Here is a 24,208-nt window from a genome sequence, read left to right on the forward strand (position 1 = left end):
GATGTCACAGACCGAAAGCCTCCTTCGCCAACCTGATGTGACGCCGCTGCACGGGGTCGATCGCGGGCGGCACGCCGGGACGTGCGGTCGCGCGCAGGGTGCTCATCGCCCGCATCAACCAGCCGAGCGACGCCCTGGCGCGGAAGAACGCGTCCGCCTCGGGTGTGGTGCCGGTGCCACCGGCGGAGGCGTACGCGGCGCGGAACACGGACTGGAGCGTAGCCACCTCGGCGCGGGTCAGCTTCAGGGTGACGCTGTAGTGGGCCAGCTGCTGCGCGAAGTTGGCCACGTCCCGGGACGGCGCGCCGATGGGCGTTCCGCGCGCGTCGATCGAGAAGTGCAGCGTGGTGGTGTCGATGATCGTGACCCCGGCGGCGGCGTCGAAGAAGTAGTTGCCGGGGTGCGAGTCCCCGTGCACCAGGGCCGATCCGCCGGGGTTGGCGCGGAACCGGGCCACCAGCCGGTCGATCCGCGACTGCAACTCGGTCACGTCGATGCCGGCGATGGCCAGCTCGTCGCGGAAGCCGGTCAGCCTGTCCCGGCGGTCGACCATGTCGTCGACGTGCCGTCGCAGGAACGCGGACGCGACCGGGCCGCCCGAGCCCCTCGGTGTGGTGTGCAGCTGGGCGAGCGTGCGCCCGATCCCCGCGACGGCCGCGCTCAGCTGCCCGAACATCCGCGCGCGGGCCGGACCGGTCGGCGTGGCGCCGGTGTCCCTCATCATCCCCTCGACGTCGCTGCCGCGGGCCGCGGTCGAGACCACCATGCCCGCCGCCCCCGGCCGTCGGGACGTCCGCGCGACGCCCAGAGCGGCCACCGCCCGCCCGCCGACGATCTTCACGCGTCCCAGCCGGGCCAGTGCCGACAGCTCCATCGCGAACTGCTCCTGGCTCGGGAAGATCTTCAGCACGCCGAGCAGCCTGGTGGTCGCGTCGACGATCCGCAGCACCGGCGCGCCGGAGAACCCGCCCCCGACCGGCACCAGCCGGACGTCCCCCGGCGCGTTGACGGACATCCGGGCGAACCGCCGCATCGCGGGTTCCACGTGCGGCACCACCGGGAGCGACTCCATCAACCGTCGCAACGCGTTCGGCTCGACGTCCCCCGACGGCGTCCTGGTCCCCGCCGCCCGCTTCGACGCCTGGCTCGTCCGGAACCGGTTGCGCGCCTGCGCGGTCGCGGAGCCGGCGCCCTTCTCGTCGAGAACCTGCTGCTGCCCCTGGTCGAGCGGCGTGCCGTCGGCCAGCAGTTCGCGCCAGTACCTCGGCACCGGTTCCCGCAGCACCTTCGTCGGGTCGTCGCCCCAGTCCATGCCGTGGAACCTCAGCCCGATGGGCCTGCCCAGGGCCCGCACGGTCCTGCGCACGGCGGGCAGTTCGATGTCGACCAGCACCGAGCCGGACACGAGCTGCCGCACGAAGATGTGGATCTCCCTGCGGAGCTGACGCGCGTAGCGCTCGGAGAACGCCTGCCACACCGGACGGACGATGGACCAGTTGTCGAGCAGCACGAGGCCTTCGGTGACGTTGTAGAACTCCTGCCTCTCCAGCGTGACGAACCCGAGGCTCGCCGCGTAGTCGCTGAGGTCGACGCCCTTCGACCAGAGCGCGCCCTTGCCCGGCGAGACCCGCATCCCGCGCATCAGCGTGTCCGCGACTATCTCGAAGTTGTCCGGCTTGCCGTCGCGCATGCCCGCGATGAGCTGGTACCAGAGGCGGGCCGCCGTCGTGGACGACAGGTGGATCCTCGCCGCGCCCGCCATCCACCTGTCGCGCTCGGGGTGGTCGTAGGGCACTCGGAGGCTGTCGGCCGTCAGGTGCACGAAGCTGTAGACGACCCGGCCGCGAGCCGTGACCGTCCTGGTCAGCCTGCCTTCCGCGACCCACTTCTCGGCGTACCTGCGCGCCTGGGTCTCGCCGAGCCGGATGACCTTCTTCAGCCCCGGCACGGTGGCGCCCATCCGGCCCGGCATGTCGTCGATCGCGAAGTCGAGGCTGTCGGCGGGATCCGGCCTCTTGTAGGCCCGCTTCGCCTCGTCGAAGTAGGTGTCGTGCGCCAGGTGCTCGACCGTGGCACGCGGGTTGATCGCCCCGTCGAAGATGAACAGCACCGCGTCACCGGTCCCCTGGCGCGTGACCGCGGTCAACAGCGTCAAGCGGTAGCGGGACTTGATCGCGGGCAGCCCGCGCCGCACGGCGTCCTGGTCGCCGGAGACGCGGTCGGCCAGCCTGCCTGCCTCGCGCAGCGCTGCCATGAGCTTCCGGCGCTGCCGGGCGTCGTCCTTCGGGCGGCGCGGGTCGCGCCGGCGGCGGTCGACGGGTCGTGTCCTGCGCGGCCCGACCGGTGCGCGGCCGTCCGGACGGCGCGCAGGCCTCCTGCGCGGCGGCTTCGGCTTGATCCTCGCCCAGAGCTTCTTGACCAGTCCGGCGATCTTGTCGATCACCAGGTCGATGGCGCGGTTGACCGGTCGGGACAGCTTCTGGAAGATCTGGCGGACCTTGCCCGCGATGCCACCGACGCCCAGCAGAGCCGCGAGGGCGCCGATGAGCACGGGGATGGCGCGGGCCAGCGCGCGTTCGACCAGGGCGGGCACACCGCCCGTGCCGCCGCGGGCGATCGCGATGACCGCGTCGAGCACGGCGTTGACGAAGTCGATGATCTGCCGGGCGTTGGTGACGATGAAGCGGATGATGTCGATGATCATCTTGCAGGCGCGGATGAACGCCGACGCCGGGTTGAACAGCGACAGGATCCAGGTGATGCCCGCGATGACGATCGTCGGCAGCAGGTAGGACTTGAGGTCCTCGACGAGGGTCTTCTTCAGGTCCCCGACACGGGGTGCGACGTCGTCGACCATGCCGCGGACGCCCTGCCGCTTGACCTGGGCGACCACCGGCACCGCGGTCTCCGCCGCGAGGACGGCCTTCTCCGGCACCTTGCGGACCAGGCGGGACCGGATGTTCAGCCAGGAGATGCCGAGCAGCCCGGCGATCATCAGCAGGATGCCGACGACGTCGAACGTGGTCGGGATCTGGAGACCGGCCGTGGCCGCGGTGCCGAGCAGCCAGGCCAGGACGCCCTGCTCCAGGTGGCGGCCCGCGTTGCGGATGAACAGCTTCAGCCCGCCGCCGACGCCCGTGACCAGGTTTCCCAGGAAGCCGATCGGGTCCTCCAGGATCGCGCCGATCGCGGTGACGGCCTTGCGGAGGACCCCCATCAGCATGCGGCCCAGCTCGATGACGGCCTTGATGGCGCCACCGATCGCCTCGGCCGCCTTGGCGACGAGGCCCTTGTTCTTCTCCTTCTCCGCCGCGATCTCGTCGTCGACCGCCTTGACGGCGTCGGTGTACTTCGTGGCGAGGGTGTCGACGAGCTCGGTGCCCTTGTCGTTGACGGTGTCCTTCAGCTCGTCGAACCTGCCTGCGAACTCCGTGGCCGCCTCGCGACCGATCGCCTTGAGGTCCGCGGGCAGCTTGTCCACGGCGGCCTGGAGTTCACCGCGGCCGGTGGCGATGCGGTCCTTGGCGCGGCGCAGCTCCCGATCGACCAGGTCCGCGATGTCGGAGATGATCCGGTCCATCTCCGCCAGGTAGTGGTCCTTCGCCCGCTCGTAGATGCGGTTGGCCTCCTCCGGCAGGCCCGCGAACAGGTCCCGGCCCCACTTGATCCAGCCGTCCCAGCCGCCGTACCGCTCGTCCTTGTAGCGGCGCATCCCGTCTTCGTGCTCGGTGGTGAACCGGTCCCGTGCGCGCTTCTCCTTGGTGGTGAACTCGTCGTCGACCTTCCCGTCCAGGTCGGTGAGGATCTTCTCGACGTCGCACTTGGTCTGGTCGAAGACCTCCTGAAGGAGGGTGGTGACCTCCGTCCGCTTGTCCTCGTCGGTCTTCTTGGTCCTGCCCTTGCCGGTGCCGACCTGCTGGCCGGTGGCGACGCGGGTGGCGTGGAGACCGCCCATGGCCGCGGAACCACGAGCGGCCGCACCGGCCTTCACCTCGCCGATCCTGCGGGACTCGTCGGCGCGGAGCCTCTTCGGTGCCGCCGACGAGTGCGCCTCCACGGTCTTCTTGTCCCGCACCGCCTTGTCGAACCCCGGCTCGCGGGAGTTCTTGAACGACAGCTGCTTCTCGGTGACGTTCGCCGCGGCCATCTGCTCGTCGACCTGCCGCGGGCCCTCCGACATGTCGGTGGCGGACGGCGGCAGCGTGTCGGGGGCGGCCAGGTTCGGGTTCGGGGTTCCGGGTTTGGCGGGCACCTTGTCCGACGCCAGGGGCACGACCCGCTTGGCGTCCGGCGCGGGTCGCGGCGGTGCGGCGGTGGTGTCGGCGATCTCCTTGGCCGACGCGTCCTTGCCCGCCCCGACCTCGCCCTGGACCTCCGTCTTGATCTCGTCGGCCTTGCCTGACCCACCGAACTTGTCGGCCTCGTCGAGGTTCTTGGGGGCCCTGTCGGCGACCGCCTTCCTCACCGCGTCGACGAACGCCTTCTTGTCGAACTCCTTGGGCTGCGCGGCGTCCATGTCCTCGGCGTGGGCCGCCTTGCCCCGTGCCTCCTGGTCGTCGGACGGCGCCACCGCGGCCGCCTGCGCCGCACCGGCCTCGGCCGTCGCGGGCGGGTGGCTCGAACCGATGGTCCTCTTCTTGGTGGTGACGTCCTTCGTCAGCGCCTGGAACTTCGGATCCGCGCCAGGTGTTCGTGGTCCGGTCTTCTCCTTGGGCGGCACCTTGTCCGTACGCACCGCAGTGGACGAGTCCCGCGCGTCCTTCCGGTCGGGAACGTCGGCCGCGGGTGGCTTCGCCTTCGACTCGACGGGCCGCGCGGGCGTCGCCCGCCGACCGACCGGCGGCACCCGCGGCGCCACCGCCGGGGCTCCCATCGCGACGGCCTGGTTGCCGACCATCCGCTGGCCGGCCAACAACATCCGCGCGGTCCACGACTCCCGCTTCGGCTCGGTCCCGCGCGGCAGGCCACCCATGGCCGCGGAGACGGCCGCGTTGCCCACCAGCGCCTGGGCACGAACCAGGTCCGCGGGTCCGGGGTCCACCGCACCGCGGGCATCCCCACCGCGCGGGAGCACCACGGGCGACACCACCGCGGGTGGCCGCGGAGCACGGGCTTTCACGGGCACCGGCATTCAGCACCTTCACCGACCAGGTACGGACGCCCCAGGATGTCAGCGGGTGCGCGGCCGGGACGTCACCACGACGTCACCACGGCGTTCGCCTAGGTCAGGCCCTCCACCACGGACTCGATCTCCGCCAGCGCGTGCCCTTCCGCCGACCCGCGCAGTTCCCGCAGCGGCTCGACCGCCCGGCTCACCCCCAGCCTGCCCGCCGCCCGGACCGCACGACGATCCGCGTGCAGGCGCAACAGGACGAGGTTCTCCACGAGCGTCCGTTCACGACCGGTCAACGCCTCCAGCCCGTCGACGGAGAAGTCCGCCCTGTCGCTGTCGACGCTCTCGACGAACCGCCGCAACGGCGTGGCCTCCCGGTCGGCCCGCCAGGTCAGCCCCAGGTCCTCGACCGACTCCCCCGCGTCCCACCTGGCCAGGATCTCCCGCAGCTCGGCCAGCGCCTCGGCCCTCACGGTCGACAACGACGACAGCAGCCGCCCGCTCACGCTCAGCAGCACCTCTCCCCACAGCACCTCGTCGTCGTCCAGCCCGACCGCGGTCAGCAACGCCTGGACCGCCTCGGACCGCGCCGTCCCATCCGGGTCGGTGGACGCCACGTCGAGCAGGAGTTCCCGATCCGGCTCGGGGAACTCGGTCAGCGACCGCGCCGCGGCGCCCCGGTCGAAACCACTGCCCTCGTGCCGGCGCAGCAGCCGAACCAGGGCGGGCAACCCCGAGTGGTCGCCCAACCTGAGCAGCGCCCGCGCGGCGAACACCCGCATCGTCGGCGCCGCCCTCTCGGAAGTCGCCTCGACGAGCGCCGGAATGGCTCGAACGCAGTCGGCGTCGGCGAGCGCGGCGGCCACCCGCCCGTCGTTCGTGGCGAGCTTCGCGATGAGGACGTCCTCCGCCTCGACCCGTTCCTCGCCGACCAGGTCGTACAACGCCCCGATGCCGGGGATCTCGTCGAGCGAGTCGCCCGTCAGCTCGACGGACGCGTTCACCGCCGCCAGGAACTCCTCGAACGCCGCCGATCGAGCCACCCACCACACGCTAGTCACCGCCCGACCGGACGTCACCCACCGGTGATGAGCCGCCGCGCGAGTTCGACGATGGGCCCGACGGTCGTGATGGTTCGGCCGCACGGCCCGTCGTTCCCGGCCTTGAACCCGCTCGCCACGTCCAGCACCGCGATGATCGCGGTGCACGTCGCGACCCGCGCCCTCGGGAACCCTTACGCCGGTTGACGGTGTCCCGTCCCCACCCGGCGCGGCCACACTGGAGCGCGGCAAGGGAAACCGGAGGGGAAACAGATGATGATTCCTGCTCGTCCTGCTTTGATCGTGGCCGCCACGTTGGCGCTGTCCGGCGCCGCCGCGGGTACCGCGACCGCCGCGGGTGTCGACGTGGTCAGCTCCTACACCTGCGTCACCTCGACCGGGCTGAGCGTGCCGGTCGGCGTTCACTTCGGCGGAGGCCTGCCCGACGACGTCGGCACCAACGGCGTGTCCTACTCGCAGTACTCCTACGTCGACCTGGACCTCGACATCACCAGCCTGGTGAGCGGGCGGGTCGACGGCGACAGCACCGCGGTGGTCCAGGCCTCGGCCGTCGGCCCGACCACGAAGCAGGTCCAGGGCAACCTGAGGTTCGCGGCCACGCAGGACACGCCGTGGCTGCACGCGGCAGGCGGGCTGGCCCCGCTGTACCTCAACACCACCGGCACCTACCAGATCCGCCTCGGCACCGTGTCGATGTCGTTGCGCCCCAAGGCCTCCGACGGCTCGCCGCTGCCCAGGGTCGACGCCCAGTGCACCCCGAACACGGGTGACTCGGTGTTGCTGGGGTCCATCCAGTCGTTCGGACTGATCGCCGACCGACCGCTGCGGCCCACCGACCTGACGGTCACCGCGGCCACGGCGACCACGGCGACGCTGACGTGGCAGGCCAACAGCTGGTGGTTCCCGACCGCCTACTACCAGGTCTACATCAACGACACCGTGGTGGCCACACCAGTGGACAAACAGGTGACCCTGACCGGGCTCGTCCCCGACGGCCAGTACCGGGTGAAGGTCGTGACACGCGACACGACCGGCAGCACCTCGCTCAAGAGCGAGGGCCTGGTCTTCAACACCGCCCCGGCCTAGCCGGTCGTCACGGCGGCGAGGTGGCCGACCGGGGGCGGCGTCTCGTCCGCGACGCGCTGTTCCCGGTCGTGCCGCACGGTTCGCAGGGCGGCACCGCCGTGCCTGCCGAGGTGTCGGCTGCTGGTGCGGACGTGTCACCTCCGCGCCCTGGACTTCCCGGCCGGGCGCGTGCGAGTTCACTCCTCTGAGCGTGTCCGTGGACCGGACCGCTCCTCGCTCATGCCCAGGATCAGCGCGACCGCGTCGCGCGAACACGCCCCCGGCGTCAGAACCTCCTGCAGCAGCAGGCCACGGATCGCGGCGACGGCGACGGTGGCCCTGGTCAGGGCTTTGCCTGCGTCGAGCCCTTCGCGCTCCGCCAACGTGGCGAGCCTCCTGGTGAGGTCGTCCAGCGAGGAGACGAACTCGCGGAAGTCGTCCGGGCTGTACACGGCCAGCCCCACGACGTGGAAGAACCCGCGGACGCGCGACAGCTGCTCCGGGCGGGTGTAGGTCCGCCAGATCGCCAGGACGAGGTCGTCGAAGGTGCCCTGCCCGGCGTCCCGGAACAGCGCCTCGTTGTCGAGGGCCCGCTGTGCCCCGAGCATGGCCGCCAGGACCCCCGCGAGCGACCCGAAGTGGTACCGCAGGAGCGCGTGGCTGGTCCGGGTCCGGGCCGCGATCTCGCGGAGTGAGGTCTCCGGCGGCGGAAGACCGTCGTCGAAGACCTCGAGGAGACGCGCCAGGAGGCGCTCGCGTGCGTCGCCGGTGCGTGCCGTGCTTGACAGGGCCATGTCCGTAGTTTATCCATTGGAAGAGATTTATCCATTGGAAAACCGATCGGAGGGTCCGTGGGACGTTTCCAGGTGGTGGGCGCGACGGTCGTGGACGGGTCGGGTCGCGATCCGTGCGATGTCGCCGTCACGGTCGAGGACGGGCGCTTCTCCGAGCTCGGTGGCTCCAGCGCGAACGGTGAGCGGCTCGACGCCGGTGGGCTGACCATGACGCCCGGCCTGATCGACGCCCACGTGCACCTCGGGCTGTCGAGCCTGGTCCAGCCGCAGTTCTCGTTCCAGATCAGTGCCGCCGAGATCGCGGCGGACATCTTCGCCGCGGCGGGCGCGACGCTCGACGCCGGCTTCACGACCGTCCGGGACACCGGCGGGATCGACGGGGGTGTCGTCACCGCGATCGCGAAGGGCAGGGTCAGGGGGCCGCGCGTGGTGTCGTGCGGGCCTGTTCAGTGCCAGACCGGTGGCCACGGCTACTACGGGGCCGAGTGGGAGCCCACCGAGTTGTGGAGCAGCCACCACGTTCCCGGCCTGTGCGCCCTGTCCATGATGGCGGGCAACGCGGACGAGCTGCGGCGCAACGTGCGCGAGGCGTTCCGGCGCGGGGCGTCGTTCCTGAAGCTCTGCGTGACCGGCGGGGTGGTGGGCGGCAAGGACCGGCTGACCGACACCCAGTTCACCGTCGAGGAGATCGCCGTCGCCGTGCAGGAAGCCGCGGCGCGGGGCACCTACGTGACGGTGCACGCCCACAACAACGAGGGCATCCGGAACGCGGTCGAGGCCGGGGCGCGCTGCGTCGAGCACGGCACGGACCTCGACGAACCCACGGCCGCGCTGATGGCGGCCCACGGGGTTGCCCTGGTGCCCACGTTCGCCGTCGTCGAGCGGCTGCTGCACGATCCTGCCGCGGCCGGCCTGGACGACTCGGTCCGCGATCGCCTCGCGGGGGCGCGGGAGAGGATGGCCGGAGCGCTCGCCGTCGCCAAGGAGGCCGGGGTGCGGATCGGGCTGGGTTCCGACCTCATCGGCCCCGCCCAGGACCGCCGCGGCGAGGAACTCCGGTTGCGCGCACGGCTCGAGACGCCGATGGACGCTCTCGTGGCGGCCACGAAGACCAACGCCGAGATCATCGGTCTGGCCGAGGTGGGCGTCATCGCTCCCGGCAAGCAGGCGGACCTCGTGCTCTGGAACGGCAACCCGCTCGACGACCCGGACATCTTCGCCGACCCCGCCAACGCCGTACTCGTCGTCCAGAACGGACGTGTTGTGAAGGACCTCCGATGAGCACCATGTGGCACGGCTGCCTCGCCGACACCGACTACTTCGAGCTGCGTTCCAGCGGTGGGCGCGACTACGGCGTCTGGGTCACCACGCCGCCGGGCTACGACCCCACCACAGCGCCGGCACCCGTCGTGTACGTGCTCGACGGCAACTGGACGGTGGGCCTGACGGCCCCGCTCATCGTCACCCAGCAGGACCCCATGCAGAAGATCAAGCCGTACATCCAGGTCAGCGTGGGCTACGCGGGCGAGGAGGCGGAGCACTGGACCAGGCTGCGCAACAGGGACCTCGTGCCACCCGGCGAGCCCGTCGCCCAGGAGTTCCTCGACGCCGTGGAGACGGGTGTCCAGGCGGGCGTGACGACCCGTGAGCAAGCCGACGCCTACACCGCCGAGCTGCGAGACACCCGGGGTGACGCTTTCCTGAGCTTCCTCACCTCGGAACTGCACCCCCGGATCCACCGCGACCACGGCACGGCCACGAGCGGCCACGGCCTCTTCGGCTACTCCTACGGCGGACTCTTCAGCCTCTACGCCTGGCTCACCGGCACCGCGCTCTTCGAGAGCGTCGGAGCGGGCAGCCCCGGCGTCGTCGGTGAGGACAGCCAGGTTTTCGCCCAGCTGGACAAGATGGGCGACAGCCTGCCCTCCGCCCAGATCCACCTGACCGTCAACGACCGAGAGCTGCTCGGAGACCTGCCCGTCTACCAGAACCTCGCGAAGAACGCGGCCACCGTCCTGCACCGCCTCACCGCCTCCGGCGCGAACGTCACCAGCGAGGTGTTGCGCGAGACGCACCTGACCGGCCTGCAGGCCTCGTTCCTCAGCTACCTCAGGACCTGCCGTGCCCTCTGAGAGCAGAGGGCGACGTGTGGGCACCGATGTGGTCGTGGTCGGGGCGGGGGTGATCGGCTCGTCGATCGCCCTCGAGCTCGCGCGGGCGGGGCACCGGGTGGTCGTGCTCGATCGGGCCCCAGGGGCCGGACAGGGGTCGACCTCGGCATCGAGTGCGATCGTCCGGTTCAACTTCTCCACCACCGCGGGGGTGGCGACGGCGTGGGAAGCACATTCCGGCTGGCTCGACTGGGCGGACCACCTCGGGCACGACGTCGGCGACCTCGCGGTGTTCCGCAGGAGCGGGCTGGTCATGCTGGACGTCGAGGCGGCTCCGCGCACGTCGTGGCTCCCGCTGTTCGACGAGATCGGCGTTCCCTACGAGGAGTGGGACAGCGGGACGGTGGCCGAGCGCGTTCCCGGCATCGACACCGGCCGCTACTGGCCGCCGAAGCGGCTCGACGACGAGCGGTTCTGGGAGGATGCGAGGCACTCGCTCGGCGGCGTGTACACCCCGGACGCCGGTTACGTCCCAGACCCGAGCCTCGCCGCCGTGAACCTCGCCGCCGCGGCCTCGGCGCGCGGGGCGGAGTTCCGCTTCCGCAGCACGGTGACAGCGGTGGAGAGGGCCGGGGGGCGCGTGAGGTCGGTGCGGCTGTCGGACGGCACCCGGATTCCCTGCGCCGTCGTGGTCAACGCGGCCGGTCCGTGGTCGGGCGCGGTGAACCGGTTGGCCGGCGTGGGGTCCGACTTCACGGTCGGCGTGCGCCCGATGAGGCAGGAAGTGGCGCACGTGCCGGTCCCGGCGGGCTACGTGGGGCCCGTGGTGGCGGACATGGACCTGGGCACCTACTTCCGCGGTGACGTGGGAGGCGGTCTGCTCATCGGCGGAACCGAACCGGAGTGTGATCCGATGCAGTGGACCGACGACCCGGACGCCGTCGACATCCGTCCGACGGCCGCGGTCTTCGACGCTCAGGTCACGCGGGCCGCGCGGCGGTTGCCCGACCTGGCGGTGCCCAACCGGGCGCGCGGTGTGGTGGGTGTCTACGACGTCGCCGACGATTGGACTCCGATCTACGACCGCAGCGAGCTCGACGGCTACTACCTCGCGATCGGAACGAGCGGCAACCAGTTCAAGAACGCGCCGGTCGTGGGGCAGCTGATGGCGGAACTGATCAACCGGGTGGAGAGCGGCGCCGACCACGACGCGTCGCCCGTCCGGTTCCGGGCCCCGCGCACCGGTGTGGAGATCGACCTCGGCGCGTTCTCCCGCAGGCGCAACCGGAACGGCGCGAACTCGGGCACGGTGATGGGCTGAGCCGGGACCCGGACGAGGCGCTGCGTCCGGGTGTTCCGCCATCGCGTGCCCGACGACGTCGACAGCACCGCGACACTCGGCGCGCACACCACCTGAACGCCGCCGGGGCACCGCGTTATCGTCGAGCGATGGACCAGTGCTTGGAGTGCGGTTTCACCTACGACCCCGATGACGCCCCCGCGGCCGGTCCGGCGATCACGCAGGGGGCCGCCGCCGTCGACGAGATCCTGCGCGGCCACGCTCCTGACGACCTCGCGAAGCGGCGGCGACCGGACACGTGGTCACCCCTGGAGTACGCCTGCCACCTGCGCGACGTGCTGCTCGTGCAGCGCGAGCGGGTCCTGACCGCGCGGTGGGCCGATCGGCCCGTCTGCGCGCCGATGGGCAGGGACGAGCGGGTCGAGCACGACGGCTACGCGAAGCAGGACCCCGTCGACGTCGCTCGCCAGCTCACCGACGCCGCGCGGCTGTTCACCAACGTGCTCGACCAGGTCGATCCCCCCGGCTGGTCGCGCGTGCTCGTGTACCCCTTCCCCGAACCGGTCGAACGGTCCTTGCGGTGGGTCGCGGTGCACACCGTGCACGAGGTGCGCCACCACCTCCTGGACATCCGCCGTCAGGTGCAGGACGGCAGGACGCCGTGACGGTCTCGCCGTGAACTCACCCGCTCCTGTCCAGGATGGTTCGAGCAGCTCGGGGATCCACATCGCGGGCCACCCGGTCAAGCACCTCGGAGCAGGAGCGGAACGCCTCCTCAAGAGCGTGTTGCCGTCGACCGTGCACCTGATCTCGACAGGAGAATTGGCGGCCGAGCTACGCCAGGAATGGGAAGATCGCGAAATTTTTCAGCCACTGGTCTTGCAGATCCCGCGCGTCGCGGGCATCGACCCGGCACCACGCCGCGGTGGCCCGACCTGGCTGCCGGACCGTCGAAGGGGCGGCGCGGTGGCGAGCCTGGCCGGTTCGCCGCGGGTACGGTGGTGTCCACACCGGGAGTTCTCTCGCAAGCCGCACCACGAGCGTCGTGATCGTTGCCCGTGCCGGTGGGCGTCCGGCGCCTCGATGTGCGGTGTGGTCCCGGCGACGACCGCTGGTCGAGCGACACCGTCGACAACCGACTCCAGCCCCCTGGCCCGACACGGTTCAGCCAGGTGGTCATGAACCCTACGACCACAGGATGATCCGCGAACACCCGAAGTATGAGGTGCCGCAGACCGAGATCAGCCACAATGGATGTCCGCATCCGCGCTTACGTGAGGCCAACCCGTTGTGACGATCCCCCCTCCCAGGGTGCTGGTGAGCAGGCGCTGGCTCGTGCTGGCGATCTTGTGCGCCAGTCTGCTGCTGGTGTCCGTGGACGCGACCGTGCTCCACATGGCGTTGCCCGCGTTGGCGGAGGACTTGCGGCCCACCGCGGGTGGTCAGCTGTGGATCATCGCGATCTACTCGCTGGTCGCGGCGCCCCTGCTGCTCGCGTTCGGCACGCTGGGCGATCGTTATGGTCGGCGCCGGATCCTGGTGCTCGGGTACGTCGTGTTCGGACTGGCCTCCCTCGCCTGCGCGTGGGCACCCAACGTCGCGGTGCTGCTCGCCGCGCGGGCCGCGCTCGGCGTCGGCGGCGCGATGATCATGCCTGCCACGCTGTCGCTGTTGCGCCAGGCGTTTCCCGATCGCGCCGAACGCCAGAAGGCCATCGGCATCTGGAGCGGGGTGGCGGGCTCGGGCGCGGTGCTCGGGCCGTTGCTCGGCGGTTTCCTGGTGGAGACCTTCTCGTGGCACGCCGCGTTCCTGATCAACGTGCCGGTGATGGTCGTGGCCATCCCGTTGACCTACTGGCTGATCCCGGAGTCCGCAGACCCGCCGGACGGACCGTGGGACGTGCTCAGCGCACTACTGGCCGCTTCGGGCGTCATCGGCATCGCCTTCGCGATCAAGCAGACCCCGCACGGCGGCACGATGTTCCTCCTCGGCCCGGTCGCCGGACTGCTCGGATGCCTGTTGCTCGTCGCCTTCGTCCGACGGCAACGAAGGCTTCCCGTCCCGCTGCTGGACGTCACGCTGTTCCACGACCGGGCGTTCAGCGTCGCGGTCAGCAGTGTCCTGCTGGTCCTGACGTCCTTGGTCGGCCTGGGTCTGCTGTTCGCCCAGTACCTCCAACTGGTGCTCGCGCTGGAGCCGATGCCTGCCGCGTTGCGACTGCTGTTCGTCATGGCCTCGGCGGTCATCGGCAGCGTCATCGCCGGGCCGTTGTTGCAGCGGTTCGGGAACCGCCTGACGACCGTCGCCGGTTTCGCGGTCAGCGCGGTGGCCCTGGCGATCTGCGCCGCGGGTCTGACGGCGACCGAGAACCTGTGGCTGCTCGGGCCGGTCCTGACCGCGACCGGGTTCGGCGTCTCGATCTCGCTCACCGCCGCCTCCGACGCCCTGCTCGCCGCGGCCCCGGCCGAACAGGCGGGCGCGGCTGCCGCCGTCGAGGAGACCGCCTACGAACTCGGCGCCGGACTCGGCGTCACGGTGCTGGGCAGCATCGCCACCCTGATCTACACGACCAGCCTTCCCGGTGCGGCGACACAGGCCCGAGACGGCCTCACCGAGGCGACGATCGCCGCCGCCGAACTCCCACCCGAAGCAGGCTCCCGGTTGCTCGAAGCGGCTCGCGCCGCCTTCGTGACCGGCCTGCGGGGCGCGCTGGTGGTCGGCGCCGTCCTGTTCGCCCTCGCCGTGATCGCCGCCGCACGCGCGCTGCCCAAAACAAAGGAATCACACGACGATGACCGACCTTGACCTCAAGACCAGCACGACGCACCCGGCCCCGCCGGGTGTCCGCGGCGGCTGGCGCACACCCGACCGCCTGTACCGGCTGATCAGCAGTCCGCTGCTGCGCATGATCCTCGGGTGGGATCTCCCCCGGCGCGACCTGCGCGTGATCAGCCGCCGCACGGGCAGCGTCAGCCTGGAGGTCGGGAGCGGGGGCGGCTTCTACACCGCGGCGCTCAAGACCCACCTGGGCAGCGAGAACGACCTGATCGCGCTCGACCCGTCACCGTCGGCCATGCACTCGCTGAAGCACCAGCTGGACGGCAGGCCCGGCGCCCGAATGTCCTACGTGGCCGGAGACGGCTGCAAGCTGCCGTTGGCGGACGACCACGCCGACACCCTGTTCTACGGTTACAGCCTCGAGGAGATGCCGGATCCGCTGACGGCCATCCGCGAGGCGCACCGGGTGCTCCGACCAGGCGGAGAACTCGTCCTGTTCCTCTGGCGCCCGGTGTTCACCCGCCACCGCCGCCGTCCGGTCATCGCCCTGCTGGACGAACTCTTCGAACGCCGCCGCACCTCGGCGGGCCCGCAGAACATCCGCCTGGTCTACCGGAAGCACTGACCGGCCCTCACGAAATGATCAACGTGGTGGCACCGGTCGAGCCTGGCGCAGGTCGTGTTCGGCCGTGAGAACGGGTGACGGGGGCGCGGCGCTCCTCGACGCAGAAGGGCCGCGCCCTGGCGGGGACACGTCGGTCACCAGTCGGCGTCGCTGATCGGGTCGATGCCGAAGCGCTGGTTGGGGCCGCCGTGCAGGGGCCATTGGATGAGCGGCTGGCCGTCGTCGGTCCTGCCGTCGCGGATGTCGAGGACCTGGCCCGAGTGCGCGGCGGTGAAGACGTGGTCGCCCTCGCCGAACGGCTCGATCCGGTAGCGCTGGTTGGGGCCGCCAGCCCAGTCCCACTGGATGACCTGCTGGCCGTTCTCGGTCTTGCCGTCCTTGACGTCCAGCGCCTTGCCCGAGACCTTGGGAGTGATGCGGTAGGAGCCGCCACCGGCCCAGGTCAGGGTGAACTTCTGCGCGTCGTCGTCGGTGGACGGCTGCTGGACGATCGCGGTGCCGTTGTCGGTTTTGCCCGCCTCGACCTGCAACCGCTTGCCGGAGTGCCTGGCGGTGATCCACACGTGCTCGGGCAGCAGCGGCTCGACGTACTGCTCGTGGACGTGCTCGGGGCCGCGGGTGGTCCATTCGTAGAAGGGGGTGCCGTCCAGGTACTCCAGGACGTACCGGTCGGCGCGCGACCACACCACGTCCGCACGGCGGCGCTGGTCGCCGGGGTAGGAGATCTCACGCACGGTCGCCGGCTTGCTGCCCGGCTGGGTGCCGTCGGGGGCGCGGGTCAGCTTGAGCGCCTGGCAGATGCCCTCGGCCAGGACGCCTGCCTGCCCGAAGACCGCTTCGCCGTCGGCGGTGACGCTCCACCCGGCGCGGTCGAGCACCTGCGCGGGATCAGGGCTGACCAGTCCTACCGCGGTCTGCACCTGACGGGTCCGCGCGGTGTCTCCCAGATCATCGTGGAAGTCGGTCTGCTCCCAGAACCCGTACCGCTTGAGCAGGAAGTACGGTGAGCGCGCCGAGGCCTCGGCGTTGGTCAGCGGCGACACGACCAGCGGGAACGGGACCGCGATCTGGCCGATCAGCACCGGCGCCGTCTCCGTCGGTGGCCGCTCGAACCCGGTCAGGTGCGTCACCTCACCGATGTCGTCGGCCTGCCGGTCGATCACCGACAGGCCCGTCACCCGCGGATCCTCCCGCACCTGTTCCAGCGTCCACACCTGGCTGTCGTCCTCTTTGCGGGGGTATTCGGCCGCCACCGCGGTGCTGTTGGGCTGAGGCGTCATCAGACCTTCGAGAAAGGCCCCGCAGCCGCGGTGCTGGATGCGCGTCAGTCCTTGCTCGGCGGTGGTCAGCGTCCAGACCAGGTGCTCGGCCAGGTCACGGCCGTCGTGGCGGTGCGGCCGGGCCACCAGGATCGGAGTGTTGTGGTCGTCCTCCATGTTGGCGGCCGCCCACCCTCGCTGGGCGTTGACCAGCAGGTAGCCCTGCCCGTCCACGGGGAAGACGTGCCACTGCTGCACCCCGGGGTTACGGGTGTTGACCGGTGACAGCACGAACCACTTGAGTTCGGCCGTGTCCTGCCACGGGTCCAGGTTCAGATAGCGCCCGAGCGCCCTGTTCCTGAGCCGGTGGATTCGGCCCGCTTCGATCTGCGCCACACGTTCCTCCTCAACCAGGAGAATGAGAAGCACAGGGCGTCGAACCCTGAAGGGACGCGCCCTCCTGCCGGTCTGCTGCGGATAAGTCGAATGCGAACCCCCGAGGCCGGCAACAGGCACGACGGGCACACCCTGCTTCTCACCACAATCGGATCGTCGAACACGACTTTAGAGGCCGCTGTTGTCACCACAAGTCCGCAACGAGACGAATCCGCACACGCCGCCTAACAGGTGACGATCAATCCACCGGTGCGGCCAGCCGCATTTCTCGGGCTTCGGTTGACCAGGTGAACGGCAGAAGGACGAACAATCCGCAGATTTGCCGAAACACGTACCGAAGCGGGCCGACCTGCTCTTCCGGCACAGGTTCACGCCTCTCCGCGGGCGAACTGGGGACGCTGCTGATCGGCACGGCGCAGCACCACCTGGCAGGCCAGCGCCGACAACACGATCACCGCCCCCCAGCAGAAGATCACCGTGCGGACCGCCACCACCAGGGTCAGGGCGCCCACCCCGCCGAGACGACCAGCCACAGGGCCGACACGGCCAGTTGCGAGGTCGCCAGCACCCGCCCCGCGTACTCGTCGGGGGTCTCGGCCTGGAGGTAGGCGCGGAACAGCACCAGCCCGCCCGCGACCGCGGCGGTCTCCACAGCCGCGGTCGTGTCGTCCAGCGCGAGCCACGAGGTCGGACGTCGCCTGCCGACCGCATCGGTGGCGGCGAACTGCCGGAAGCGCCCGCCGACGCCTGCGGCCAGCACGTCCAGGGTTCCGGGCCACCGCGACGGGCGCGGGCGCGGGTGCGGGCATCACCACGGCTCAGCCGCTCCGGCGGATCCACGTGCGCAGCAGCAGCAGCAGCCGTGAGCGGTCCGGTTCGTCCTGGAATTCGGTGCGGCCGTGCAGCAGGGACAGGTTGTCGAACAGAGCGAGTTCGCCGGGGCGCAATTTTCCCGTCCTCGGGTGTTCGTCAGAGGCGATCACGGCGTCCAGGGTGTCCAGCGCGTGCAGTTGCGCAGCCGACAGGTCGGGGACCGGAGGGTGTGCATGTCCCTTTTCGATGTAGCTGCGGAGATGGGTGATGGCCGCCCGCCCACCCTGTTCGAAGATCACGGGCTTCCGCACGGTCGGCGATTCGCCTTCCGGTTGATCTCCGCGGCGGTCGAAGTGGAAGTGCGCGCGCAGGGTGTCGAGCACGTCCGGTTGGTCGGAAAGCGCGGCGACGATGTCCCTGAGGTGGATGAGTTCCAACGCCCCGCCCACGTCGGCTTGGCGGGTGCACAGCAGGGTGAACAGCTCCGGCGCGGGCAACGGCGCTTCCGCGCCGTCGGTGTGCAGGTTGCCGCCGAACCGCGAGTCGGAGTACCGGGCCCGCGCGCCCTCGCCGATGGCCGTGCCCCGGTCGCGCACCACTCTGACCTGCGTACCCTCGTTGTCCTGCGGCAACATCTCGCCCAGCAGCCGCGAGAACCCGACGAGCACCCCGGAACCGGCGTCGACGTGTTCGTCGACCAGCGCCATCAATTCGCGGCGTGCGTCTTCCGGCGCGGTGGAACCGGCGCCGAGAAAGTCGCCCAAGGCACCGGAAAGCGGGATTCGTGACGCGTTGAAAGCATCAGGTGAAAGATCATGCTCCATGATTCCCCCTGGCAGCCCGGAACGAAGGTTGTTCATCTTCGACGTTCCGGAAGGTCATCCCCAGTTCAACTGGCTGCAAAGCCTGGGTAGAGCCTGCCGAGGGCGTCAAGGGCATTGTCCGTGACAGCATGATTTTACACCTAGAATACTCGCGGTGTCATTGTTCCGAGGACCGCGGATGAATAGCCTGTAGGGTTTGCCGTGTCGCGCCGTCGGATCCGAGTGGCCGCCACGTCGGCCTCGACCGCGCGCCTGGCGAGAAGCTCATCCACGCAGGTGGCGGAGGGCCTCTCCCCACCGGGCCGCGATGAGGGCGAGACCACTTCCCGCCGGGAACACCGGGGCAGCCCGTGCCGTCGCAGAGGACGGTCGGTGCGGTCCGTGTCCCCCGGGCCTCACCCACGAGCCTTCGCGGAACACCGTTCGGCTGGAGCCGCGTCGAGCCACTCGCCGAGAGGCGACCGCCGCACCGACCTCGTGAACCAGTCCCCGGTCGCCGCCTTCCCCTCCGCGCGGCCGGGGGCCGCCCCGCAGGCCATCGACTGTCCTCAGTGGACAGGAGACCTGTCAGGCCCACTCAGGTGGGACGGGCGCGCCCGACCTCACCGACGGTGGTCGCCACCGCCGGTGAGGCACCGCGATCAGCAGAACCGGGCAGAAGGGGGAGCAGCGGGCGCGGAAGGCGGTCAGGAGCAGCGGTAGTGCGCGGGTCGTCTCAGTTCGACACCGACGATCGTGCGCTCGTCGTCGCTGAACCCGGCCAGTGCGAACTGGGACGGGATGGGTGTGTCCACGACCACCCCGTCGCGCCACAGCACCACGCGCTGCACCGAACCCGCGAACGCGTAGCCCGCGACCGTGCCGCTGCCACCGATCGACCGCCCTTCGACGGCACCGCCGCCGGTGGTGCGCGCGAGCCTGCCCTGCGCGTCCCACTCGGCCGCCGCGTAGCCGTTGCCGCTGATGCCGCCGACGACGCGGCCGTCACGGATGTCCCACGGCGTTCCGGAAGCGCCCGCACCGGGCGCGGCCAGCACGTTCCACTGGCCGGAGGGGCTGACCACGTAGCCGCCGCCCGGACTGGTCTGGACGATGATCCGCCCCTGCTCGTCGACGTCGGTGAGGAAGTTCGCCGAGAACGACGGGGTGGGCAGCTCGCGGTACGTGCCCGGCGCGTTGCCTGGCCACACCACGAGGATCGTCCTCGTGCCGACGGAGGCCCACCCGACGACGTCCCCGGCGTTGTTGACCTCCCAGGCCGAGTAGCCGGTCCACGCGGGGTTCGCGGGCAGTGCGGTGGTCCGGCCGTCGTGGCCGACGGTGACCGCCACGAACCGGTCGTCGACGACCGTGTCACCGACCACCAGGCCCGCGGCGTTCACGTCGCGCAAGTGGGGTACCTCGCCCGCGACCCGCAGCACGACCTTGCCGCCGTCCCACAGCGTTCCCCTGGGGCTGACGATCCCCCCGCCCGAGACCGGGCTCCGTCCGGTGACGCCCACCGCGTACCGGCCGCCGTCGTAGCCCGCGACCTGCCCGACCGCGGCCCCCTCCGGCAGGTCCCACACGGTCTTCTGCCACGTGCAGGCCGCCGCGGCGGCCTGACCCGCCTGGGGCACCACCAGCGCCGTGCCGAGCACGAAGGCGGTGAGCAGGCGTCTCATCTTCCGGTGTGGCACGGGGGTTCTCCTCTGCTCGTGAAGGTCTCGACCAGCGCCCGAGTCTGGCAGCGATCACGGGCCGGGCGGTGCGGATCACGAGCCGGCGCTTCGGGCTCACGCGCTCTCGGCCCTCCGGCGCGCCCGGAGGTGGCGCGCCCCTTCGAGGGCGGCGGTCACGACGAGCGCGAGCCCGACGCCGACGGAGATCCCGAGCAGCGCGTTCCCCTGGAACACGACGCCGCCGAGGTACCCGGTGAGCGCGGTGTAGGCGCTCCAGGTGCTGGTGGCGAACGCGATGAACAGCAGGTACCGGCCGAGCGGGTAGCCGACGATCCCGGTGGACAGGGTGGCCAGGTAGCGCCCCACCGGGATGAACCGCGTGGTCACGAGGATGAAGCCGCCTCGGGAGTCGAGTTCGCGGGTGAACCAGTCGTGCGCCGCCCGCCGCTTGCCGCCGGGTGGCAGCCGCTTCAGCGCCCGCGGGCCCAGCAGTCGCCCCGCGGTGTACGGGACGAGGTCGCCGAGGAAGGCGCCGAGCGTGGTGGCGGCGACGACCAGCACGATGTTCGTCTGGCCGGTGGCGGCGTGGACGCCCGCGATGATCACGACGGGTTCGCTCGGGATCAGCGGGAGGAAGGAGTCGAGGAGGGACACGGCGATGAGCACCGCGTACAGCCACGGGGAGGTGATGACCGATTCGGCGAGGTCCAGCCAGTCGATCACGGGCCGCCGCCCGCCGTCGTGGGCCGCGGGTGGGTCGTCACGGGGGATCTCCTCAGGGGTAGGTGGTTCGGGTTCAGCGCAGGTCGGAACGGGTGGTGGGCAGCAGGGTCGTCGTGGTGGAGCCCGCGAGCAGCTCCCGGATCGCGGGTCCGACGCCGTCCCGCCAGCGCGGGTCGCGGTGCACGGCGTCGACCACGGCCTCGCGCTCCGCGTCGTCGGCGAACCGGCGCAGCCACACGAAGCCGTCCTCGGCGTCCACGAACGTGCCCACGACGGTCATGCCCTTCTCCCGGTGCAGCGGGACCACCAGCTCGTCCATGCGGGCGACCAGGTCGTCGAGGCACCCCGGCCTCGCCTGCTCGCGCCTCATCTCGTAGTGCACAGCGGGCTCCTCACGTGGTCCTGCGGGCGGCGGCGACGCGGTACACGTCGGGTGAGCCCTCCCAGGGGGCGGTGCGCACGACGGCCCACCGGTGCACGAGCCAGCGGTCGCGGTCGCGACGCAGTCCCAGCTCCCACCGGCCGCGCATGGTGCAGAAGTCGACGCCGTCGGTCGGAACGTGGTGGTAGGCCACGACGTGCACCCGGCAGGTGGCCCGCTCCCCGTCGACCTCGACGAGCGGGACGGAGGGCGCGTGGTGCACGCAGTCGAAGCCCTCCAGCACCGAGCGGGCCTCGGCGACCAGTTCCCCGGCCGTGAGGTCGACCGGTGCGGCACCGGACTGCCCGGACAGGTCCAGGCGCACCCGGTCGGCGAACAGCTCCCGCAGCGCGGCCCAGTCCCGGTCGTCCTGCGCGTGGGCCAGGCGGGCGACGACGTCCGCCACGGCCACCCGGTCCTCGACCGGGCTCACCGGTCCACCACCGGGAGCACGAGGCGGCTCGGCCTCGACGGTCCGTGGTGGACGGTGTTCACCGCCACCACCACGTCGTCCTCCCCGTCGAACGCGACGGCGCGGCCGGTGCCGGTGTTGCGGTCGTAGCGGGGGAAGTTGCTGCTCGCCACCTCCAGCCCGATCCGGTGGCCGGGCAGGAACACGTTCGACGTGGCGCTCAGGTCGACCACCAGCTCGACGAGTTCGTCCGGCCGCAGCGGCGCGGGTTCGTCCAGGCCGGACCGGTACCGCGCCCGCGAGATCCCCTCGCACAGCAGGATCGCCCGCCCGTCGGGGTGGACGTCGACCAGCTTGCCGGTGAGGTCGGTGTCCACGGCCGACGACGACACGTGCAGCACGAGCCGAACGTGACCGGTGACCTCGACGGCCGCGTCGAGCGCGGGTGTGGTGAAGCAGAGCACGTCGGGCCGGTCGCGCACGGGGCGCTGGTCGGCCGGGCCCGCCCAGGCGCCGGGTCCGGGGATCACCGGACCGCCGAGGGTCGGCACGGGGTCGAGCGGGTCGTGCACGACCGAGTCGCGGCCGTCGTCCTCCGGCACGGTGGTGAGCAGCGCGCCGTCCGTGCCGGTGGTGCCCGCCCGCCCGCCGCTCGTCAGGAAGTAGTCGACGTGGCGCGTGCCCGGCAGCGGCCAGTCGGCCTCGTCCCGCCAGCGGTCGATCCCCATCACGAAGATCCGCACGGGTGCGGCGTCGTCGAGGGCGTCGCGCCTGCCTCGCACCCACCGGTCGAAGAACCGCAGGTGCGCCTCGGTCAGGTCCGCGGCCTGGACGCCGCCCTCGCGGCCGAACGACCGGTCGGGGAACTCGCCGAGGTCCGCGCCGTCGGCGTGCCCCCACGGCCCGATGACCAGCCGCTGGCCGTCACGGGCGTCAGGGCTGCCGCCGTGGAGCCGCATCCCGACGTAGGAGTCGATCGTCCCGGCCAGGAACGGGTCGTACCAGCCGCCGACGTTGAGCGCGGGCGCGGTGATCGCGCCGAAGTGCTCGGCCGGCGTCCCGGCCCGCCACCACTCGTCGCGCGACGGGTGGTCGAGCACGTCGGCGGCCCACGGCAGGTGGTCGCGCAGGTCGGGCCGGTCGGCGACGGGCAGCCGGTCGAGCGGCGCGCTCGTCAGCCTCGCGGCCGTCCCCTCGTCGGCGGGCGAGGCGCGGCGCACCGCCGCGAGCGCGACCCGGCTCGCCCACGTGACGAACGTGTCCAGGCACAGGGCTCCGCCGGGCGAGTACCACGGCGCCCGGTACGGGTCGGCCGACGCCATCAGCGGCGCCATCGCCAGCAGGGCCGGGGGTGCCGCCGCGGCGGCGTGCCACTGGGCCATGCCCTGGTAGGAGCCTCCCCAGGTGCCGATCCTGCCGTCGCACCACGGTTGCGCCGCCAGCCAGGCGATCGTGTCGGCGCCGTCGTCCGCCTCCGCCGCGTGCGGGACGAGCACGCCCGGCGAGCGGGACGTGCCGCGCACGTCCTGGGCCACCACCGCGTAGCCGGCCCGGAGCAGCGCCAGCACGTCGGGCGCCTTGGAGTTGCCGTACAGGCCGATGCCGTCCTTGCCGTAGGGCGTCCGCACCAGGAGCGCGGGGAACGCGCCGGTGCCCGCGGGCCGCCAGACGGTGGTGGCGAGCCGCACGCCGTCGCGCATCGGCACGGCCACGTCGTCGTCCATCGTCACGATCACCGCCGAGCCCCCACCCCGGACGCGGAGCGCTCGCGCGTCATCATCCAGTGGCTGAACCCGACGTAGGCCGCGGCGAACTCGTCCGGTGTCGCGGAGTGCTCCACGGCCGCGGACAGGCGTGCGACCTCCCGGTAGTGCGGGACGCGCTCGGCCTCGTAGTCGGCGAGCGCGGTCGGCACGTCCCCGTGGGCGGTCAGGCGGCCGGCCAGGACGGCGGCGTCCTCGACGCCGAGCGTCGCGCCCGCGGTGATGTGCGGCGACATGGCGTGGGCGGCGTCGCCCGCCAGCGCGACCCGCGCCGAGACCCACCGCCGCGGCGGGGGCACCACCATGACCTGGTTGTGCAGGATGCGGTCGTCCGGAGTGGACTCGATCAGCCGGGCCAGCGTGGAGTTCCAGCCGCCGTCGTCGAGGTTCCGGGCGACCTCCAGGCACTGGTCCTTCACGGTTCCGGTCATCGCGGGAGTGTCGAACTGCGCCAGCAGCCAGAAGGCGCCGCCGTCGTGGGTGCGCGCGTAGCCACCCCGTGCCCGGCGGTGGCCGACGACCAGCACGTCCGAGTCCAGCGGCGCCTCCCCCGCCGGGACCACCGCGCGCCAGGCGTGGTGGCCGACGTGCTCGCGGGCCTCGCCACCGGGAACGAGCTGCGACCGCACCACCGAGTAGGTGCCGTCGGCGCCGACGAGGAGATCGGCCTGTTCGGCGCTGCCGTCGGCGAAGTGCGCCACGACGCCGTCCGGCCCCTCGTCGTAGCCGGTGAACCGCGCGCCCAACCGGATGTTGTCGCGCCCCACGGCGTCGGCCAGCAGGTCGTTCAGCTTCGCGCGGTGCACCAGCAGGTAGCGGTGGTCGGCCTCGGAGAAACCGGGCGTCTCGATGCGCCGACCCGTCGGGTCGTGGAACCACATCTCGCTCGGCTTGCCGATGGCGGCGATCCGGTCACCGACCCCGAGGCGGTCGTAGACCGCGAGCGCGTTCCGCCACACGCCCAGCGACGCCCCGGCGGCCCTGATCTCGGGCGCCCTCTCGCAGACCAGGACCTCGAACCCGGCGTCGCGCAGCGCCAGCCCGGTGGTCAGGCCGATGATCCCGGCGCCCACCACGACCGCCCGCATC

At 71.5% G+C, this 24,208-nt stretch carries 20 protein-coding genes; 7 read left to right on the forward strand and 13 right to left on the reverse strand.

Features of this window, described 5'->3' with window-relative positions:
• Positions 1–4: 4 nt before the first annotated feature.
• Both VFZ92_RS31305 and VFZ92_RS31310 read right to left on the reverse strand, forming a co-directional pair.
• Positions 5–5,077 (reverse strand): phosphotransferase, encoded by a 5,073-nt coding sequence (locus VFZ92_RS31305; RefSeq protein ID WP_330879677.1) that lies wholly within the window; start codon positions 5,075–5,077, stop codon positions 5–7.
• A 143-nt stretch (positions 5,078–5,220) separates the two neighbouring features.
• Positions 5,221–6,156, reverse strand: coding sequence for a HEAT repeat domain-containing protein (locus tag VFZ92_RS31310; RefSeq protein ID WP_330879678.1), 936 nt, complete (start codon positions 6,154–6,156; stop codon positions 5,221–5,223).
• Positions 6,157–6,456: 300 nt separating this feature from the next.
• Here VFZ92_RS31310 and VFZ92_RS31315 point away from each other — a divergent pair, with 300 nt between their 5' ends.
• Positions 6,457–7,260 (forward strand): fibronectin type III domain-containing protein, encoded by an 804-nt coding sequence (locus VFZ92_RS31315; RefSeq protein WP_330879679.1) that lies wholly within the window; start codon positions 6,457–6,459, stop codon positions 7,258–7,260.
• Between the two features lie 176 nt (positions 7,261–7,436).
• Here the strand turns inward: VFZ92_RS31315 and VFZ92_RS31320 are convergent, their stop codons facing one another.
• The gene (locus tag VFZ92_RS31320) at positions 7,437–8,033 is read right to left on the reverse strand and encodes a TetR/AcrR family transcriptional regulator (RefSeq protein WP_330879680.1); all 597 of its coding nucleotides are present in this window, start codon (positions 8,031–8,033) and stop codon (positions 7,437–7,439) included.
• Positions 8,034–8,090: 57 nt separating this feature from the next.
• Between VFZ92_RS31320 and VFZ92_RS31325 the strand changes: the two genes are divergently transcribed.
• From VFZ92_RS31325 to VFZ92_RS31350, 6 genes are all read left to right on the forward strand, one after another.
• Complete coding sequence (locus VFZ92_RS31325; RefSeq protein WP_330879681.1) at positions 8,091–9,314, forward strand: amidohydrolase family protein; 1,224 nt, start codon at positions 8,091–8,093, stop codon at positions 9,312–9,314.
• Positions 9,311–10,165 (forward strand): alpha/beta hydrolase, encoded by an 855-nt coding sequence (locus VFZ92_RS31330; protein ID WP_330879682.1) that lies wholly within the window; start codon positions 9,311–9,313, stop codon positions 10,163–10,165. The genes VFZ92_RS31325 and VFZ92_RS31330 overlap by 4 nt, the downstream gene beginning before the upstream one ends.
• A gap of 16 nt (positions 10,166–10,181) precedes the next feature.
• Complete coding sequence (locus VFZ92_RS31335) at positions 10,182–11,465, forward strand: FAD-dependent oxidoreductase (RefSeq protein WP_330879683.1); 1,284 nt, start codon at positions 10,182–10,184, stop codon at positions 11,463–11,465.
• Between the two features lie 128 nt (positions 11,466–11,593).
• A complete protein-coding gene (locus VFZ92_RS31340; protein ID WP_330879684.1) occupies positions 11,594–12,109 on the forward strand; it encodes a DinB family protein in 516 nt (171 codons plus the stop codon).
• A gap of 652 nt (positions 12,110–12,761) precedes the next feature.
• Complete coding sequence (locus VFZ92_RS31345; protein ID WP_330879685.1) at positions 12,762–14,249, forward strand: MFS transporter; 1,488 nt, start codon at positions 12,762–12,764, stop codon at positions 14,247–14,249.
• Positions 14,236–14,847, forward strand: a complete 612-nt coding sequence (locus VFZ92_RS31350; RefSeq protein ID WP_330879686.1) for a class I SAM-dependent methyltransferase — start codon at positions 14,236–14,238, stop codon at positions 14,845–14,847. Before VFZ92_RS31345 ends, VFZ92_RS31350 begins: the two co-directional genes overlap by 14 nt.
• Before the next feature lie 134 nt (positions 14,848–14,981).
• Here VFZ92_RS31350 and VFZ92_RS31355 read toward each other — a convergent pair whose 3' ends face one another.
• The 10 genes from VFZ92_RS31355 to VFZ92_RS31400 all read right to left on the reverse strand — a co-directional run bounded on the left by VFZ92_RS31355 (position 14,982) and on the right by VFZ92_RS31400 (position 24,207).
• Entirely contained in the window at positions 14,982–16,502 is a 1,521-nt protein-coding gene (locus VFZ92_RS31355) for an RICIN domain-containing protein (protein ID WP_330879687.1), read from the reverse strand.
• A 368-nt stretch (positions 16,503–16,870) separates the two neighbouring features.
• Complete coding sequence (locus tag VFZ92_RS31360) at positions 16,871–17,014, reverse strand: hypothetical protein (RefSeq protein WP_330879688.1); 144 nt, start codon at positions 17,012–17,014, stop codon at positions 16,871–16,873.
• Positions 17,002–17,262: a hypothetical protein gene (locus VFZ92_RS31365; RefSeq protein WP_330879689.1), complete on the reverse strand. Its 261-nt coding sequence runs from the start codon at positions 17,260–17,262 to the stop codon at positions 17,002–17,004. The genes VFZ92_RS31360 and VFZ92_RS31365 overlap by 13 nt, the downstream gene beginning before the upstream one ends.
• Before the next feature lie 58 nt (positions 17,263–17,320).
• Positions 17,321–18,175, reverse strand: coding sequence for a TauD/TfdA family dioxygenase (locus tag VFZ92_RS31370; protein WP_330879690.1), 855 nt, complete (start codon positions 18,173–18,175; stop codon positions 17,321–17,323).
• A 650-nt stretch (positions 18,176–18,825) separates the two neighbouring features.
• The gene (locus tag VFZ92_RS31375; protein ID WP_330879691.1) at positions 18,826–19,818 is read right to left on the reverse strand and encodes a hypothetical protein; all 993 of its coding nucleotides are present in this window, start codon (positions 19,816–19,818) and stop codon (positions 18,826–18,828) included.
• A 96-nt stretch (positions 19,819–19,914) separates the two neighbouring features.
• Positions 19,915–20,523 (reverse strand): DedA family protein, encoded by a 609-nt coding sequence (locus VFZ92_RS31380; RefSeq protein ID WP_330879692.1) that lies wholly within the window; start codon positions 20,521–20,523, stop codon positions 19,915–19,917.
• Between the two features lie 73 nt (positions 20,524–20,596).
• Positions 20,597–20,905 carry an NIPSNAP family protein gene (locus tag VFZ92_RS31385; RefSeq protein WP_330879693.1) on the reverse strand — a complete coding sequence of 103 codons (309 nt, stop codon included), beginning with the start codon at positions 20,903–20,905 and terminating at the stop codon, positions 20,597–20,599.
• A gap of 10 nt (positions 20,906–20,915) precedes the next feature.
• The gene (locus VFZ92_RS31390) at positions 20,916–21,377 is read right to left on the reverse strand and encodes a nuclear transport factor 2 family protein (protein ID WP_330879694.1); all 462 of its coding nucleotides are present in this window, start codon (positions 21,375–21,377) and stop codon (positions 20,916–20,918) included.
• The gene (locus tag VFZ92_RS31395; protein WP_330879695.1) at positions 21,374–23,092 is read right to left on the reverse strand and encodes a CocE/NonD family hydrolase; all 1,719 of its coding nucleotides are present in this window, start codon (positions 23,090–23,092) and stop codon (positions 21,374–21,376) included. The genes VFZ92_RS31390 and VFZ92_RS31395 overlap by 4 nt, the downstream gene beginning before the upstream one ends.
• Positions 23,089–24,207: an FAD-dependent oxidoreductase gene (locus VFZ92_RS31400; RefSeq protein ID WP_330879696.1), complete on the reverse strand. Its 1,119-nt coding sequence runs from the start codon at positions 24,205–24,207 to the stop codon at positions 23,089–23,091. The genes VFZ92_RS31395 and VFZ92_RS31400 overlap by 4 nt, the downstream gene beginning before the upstream one ends.
• Position 24,208 lies beyond the last annotated feature (1 nt).

It is taken from the genome of Umezawaea sp., from assembly GCF_036375055.1.
GTDB lineage: Bacteria > Actinomycetota > Actinomycetes > Mycobacteriales > Pseudonocardiaceae > Umezawaea.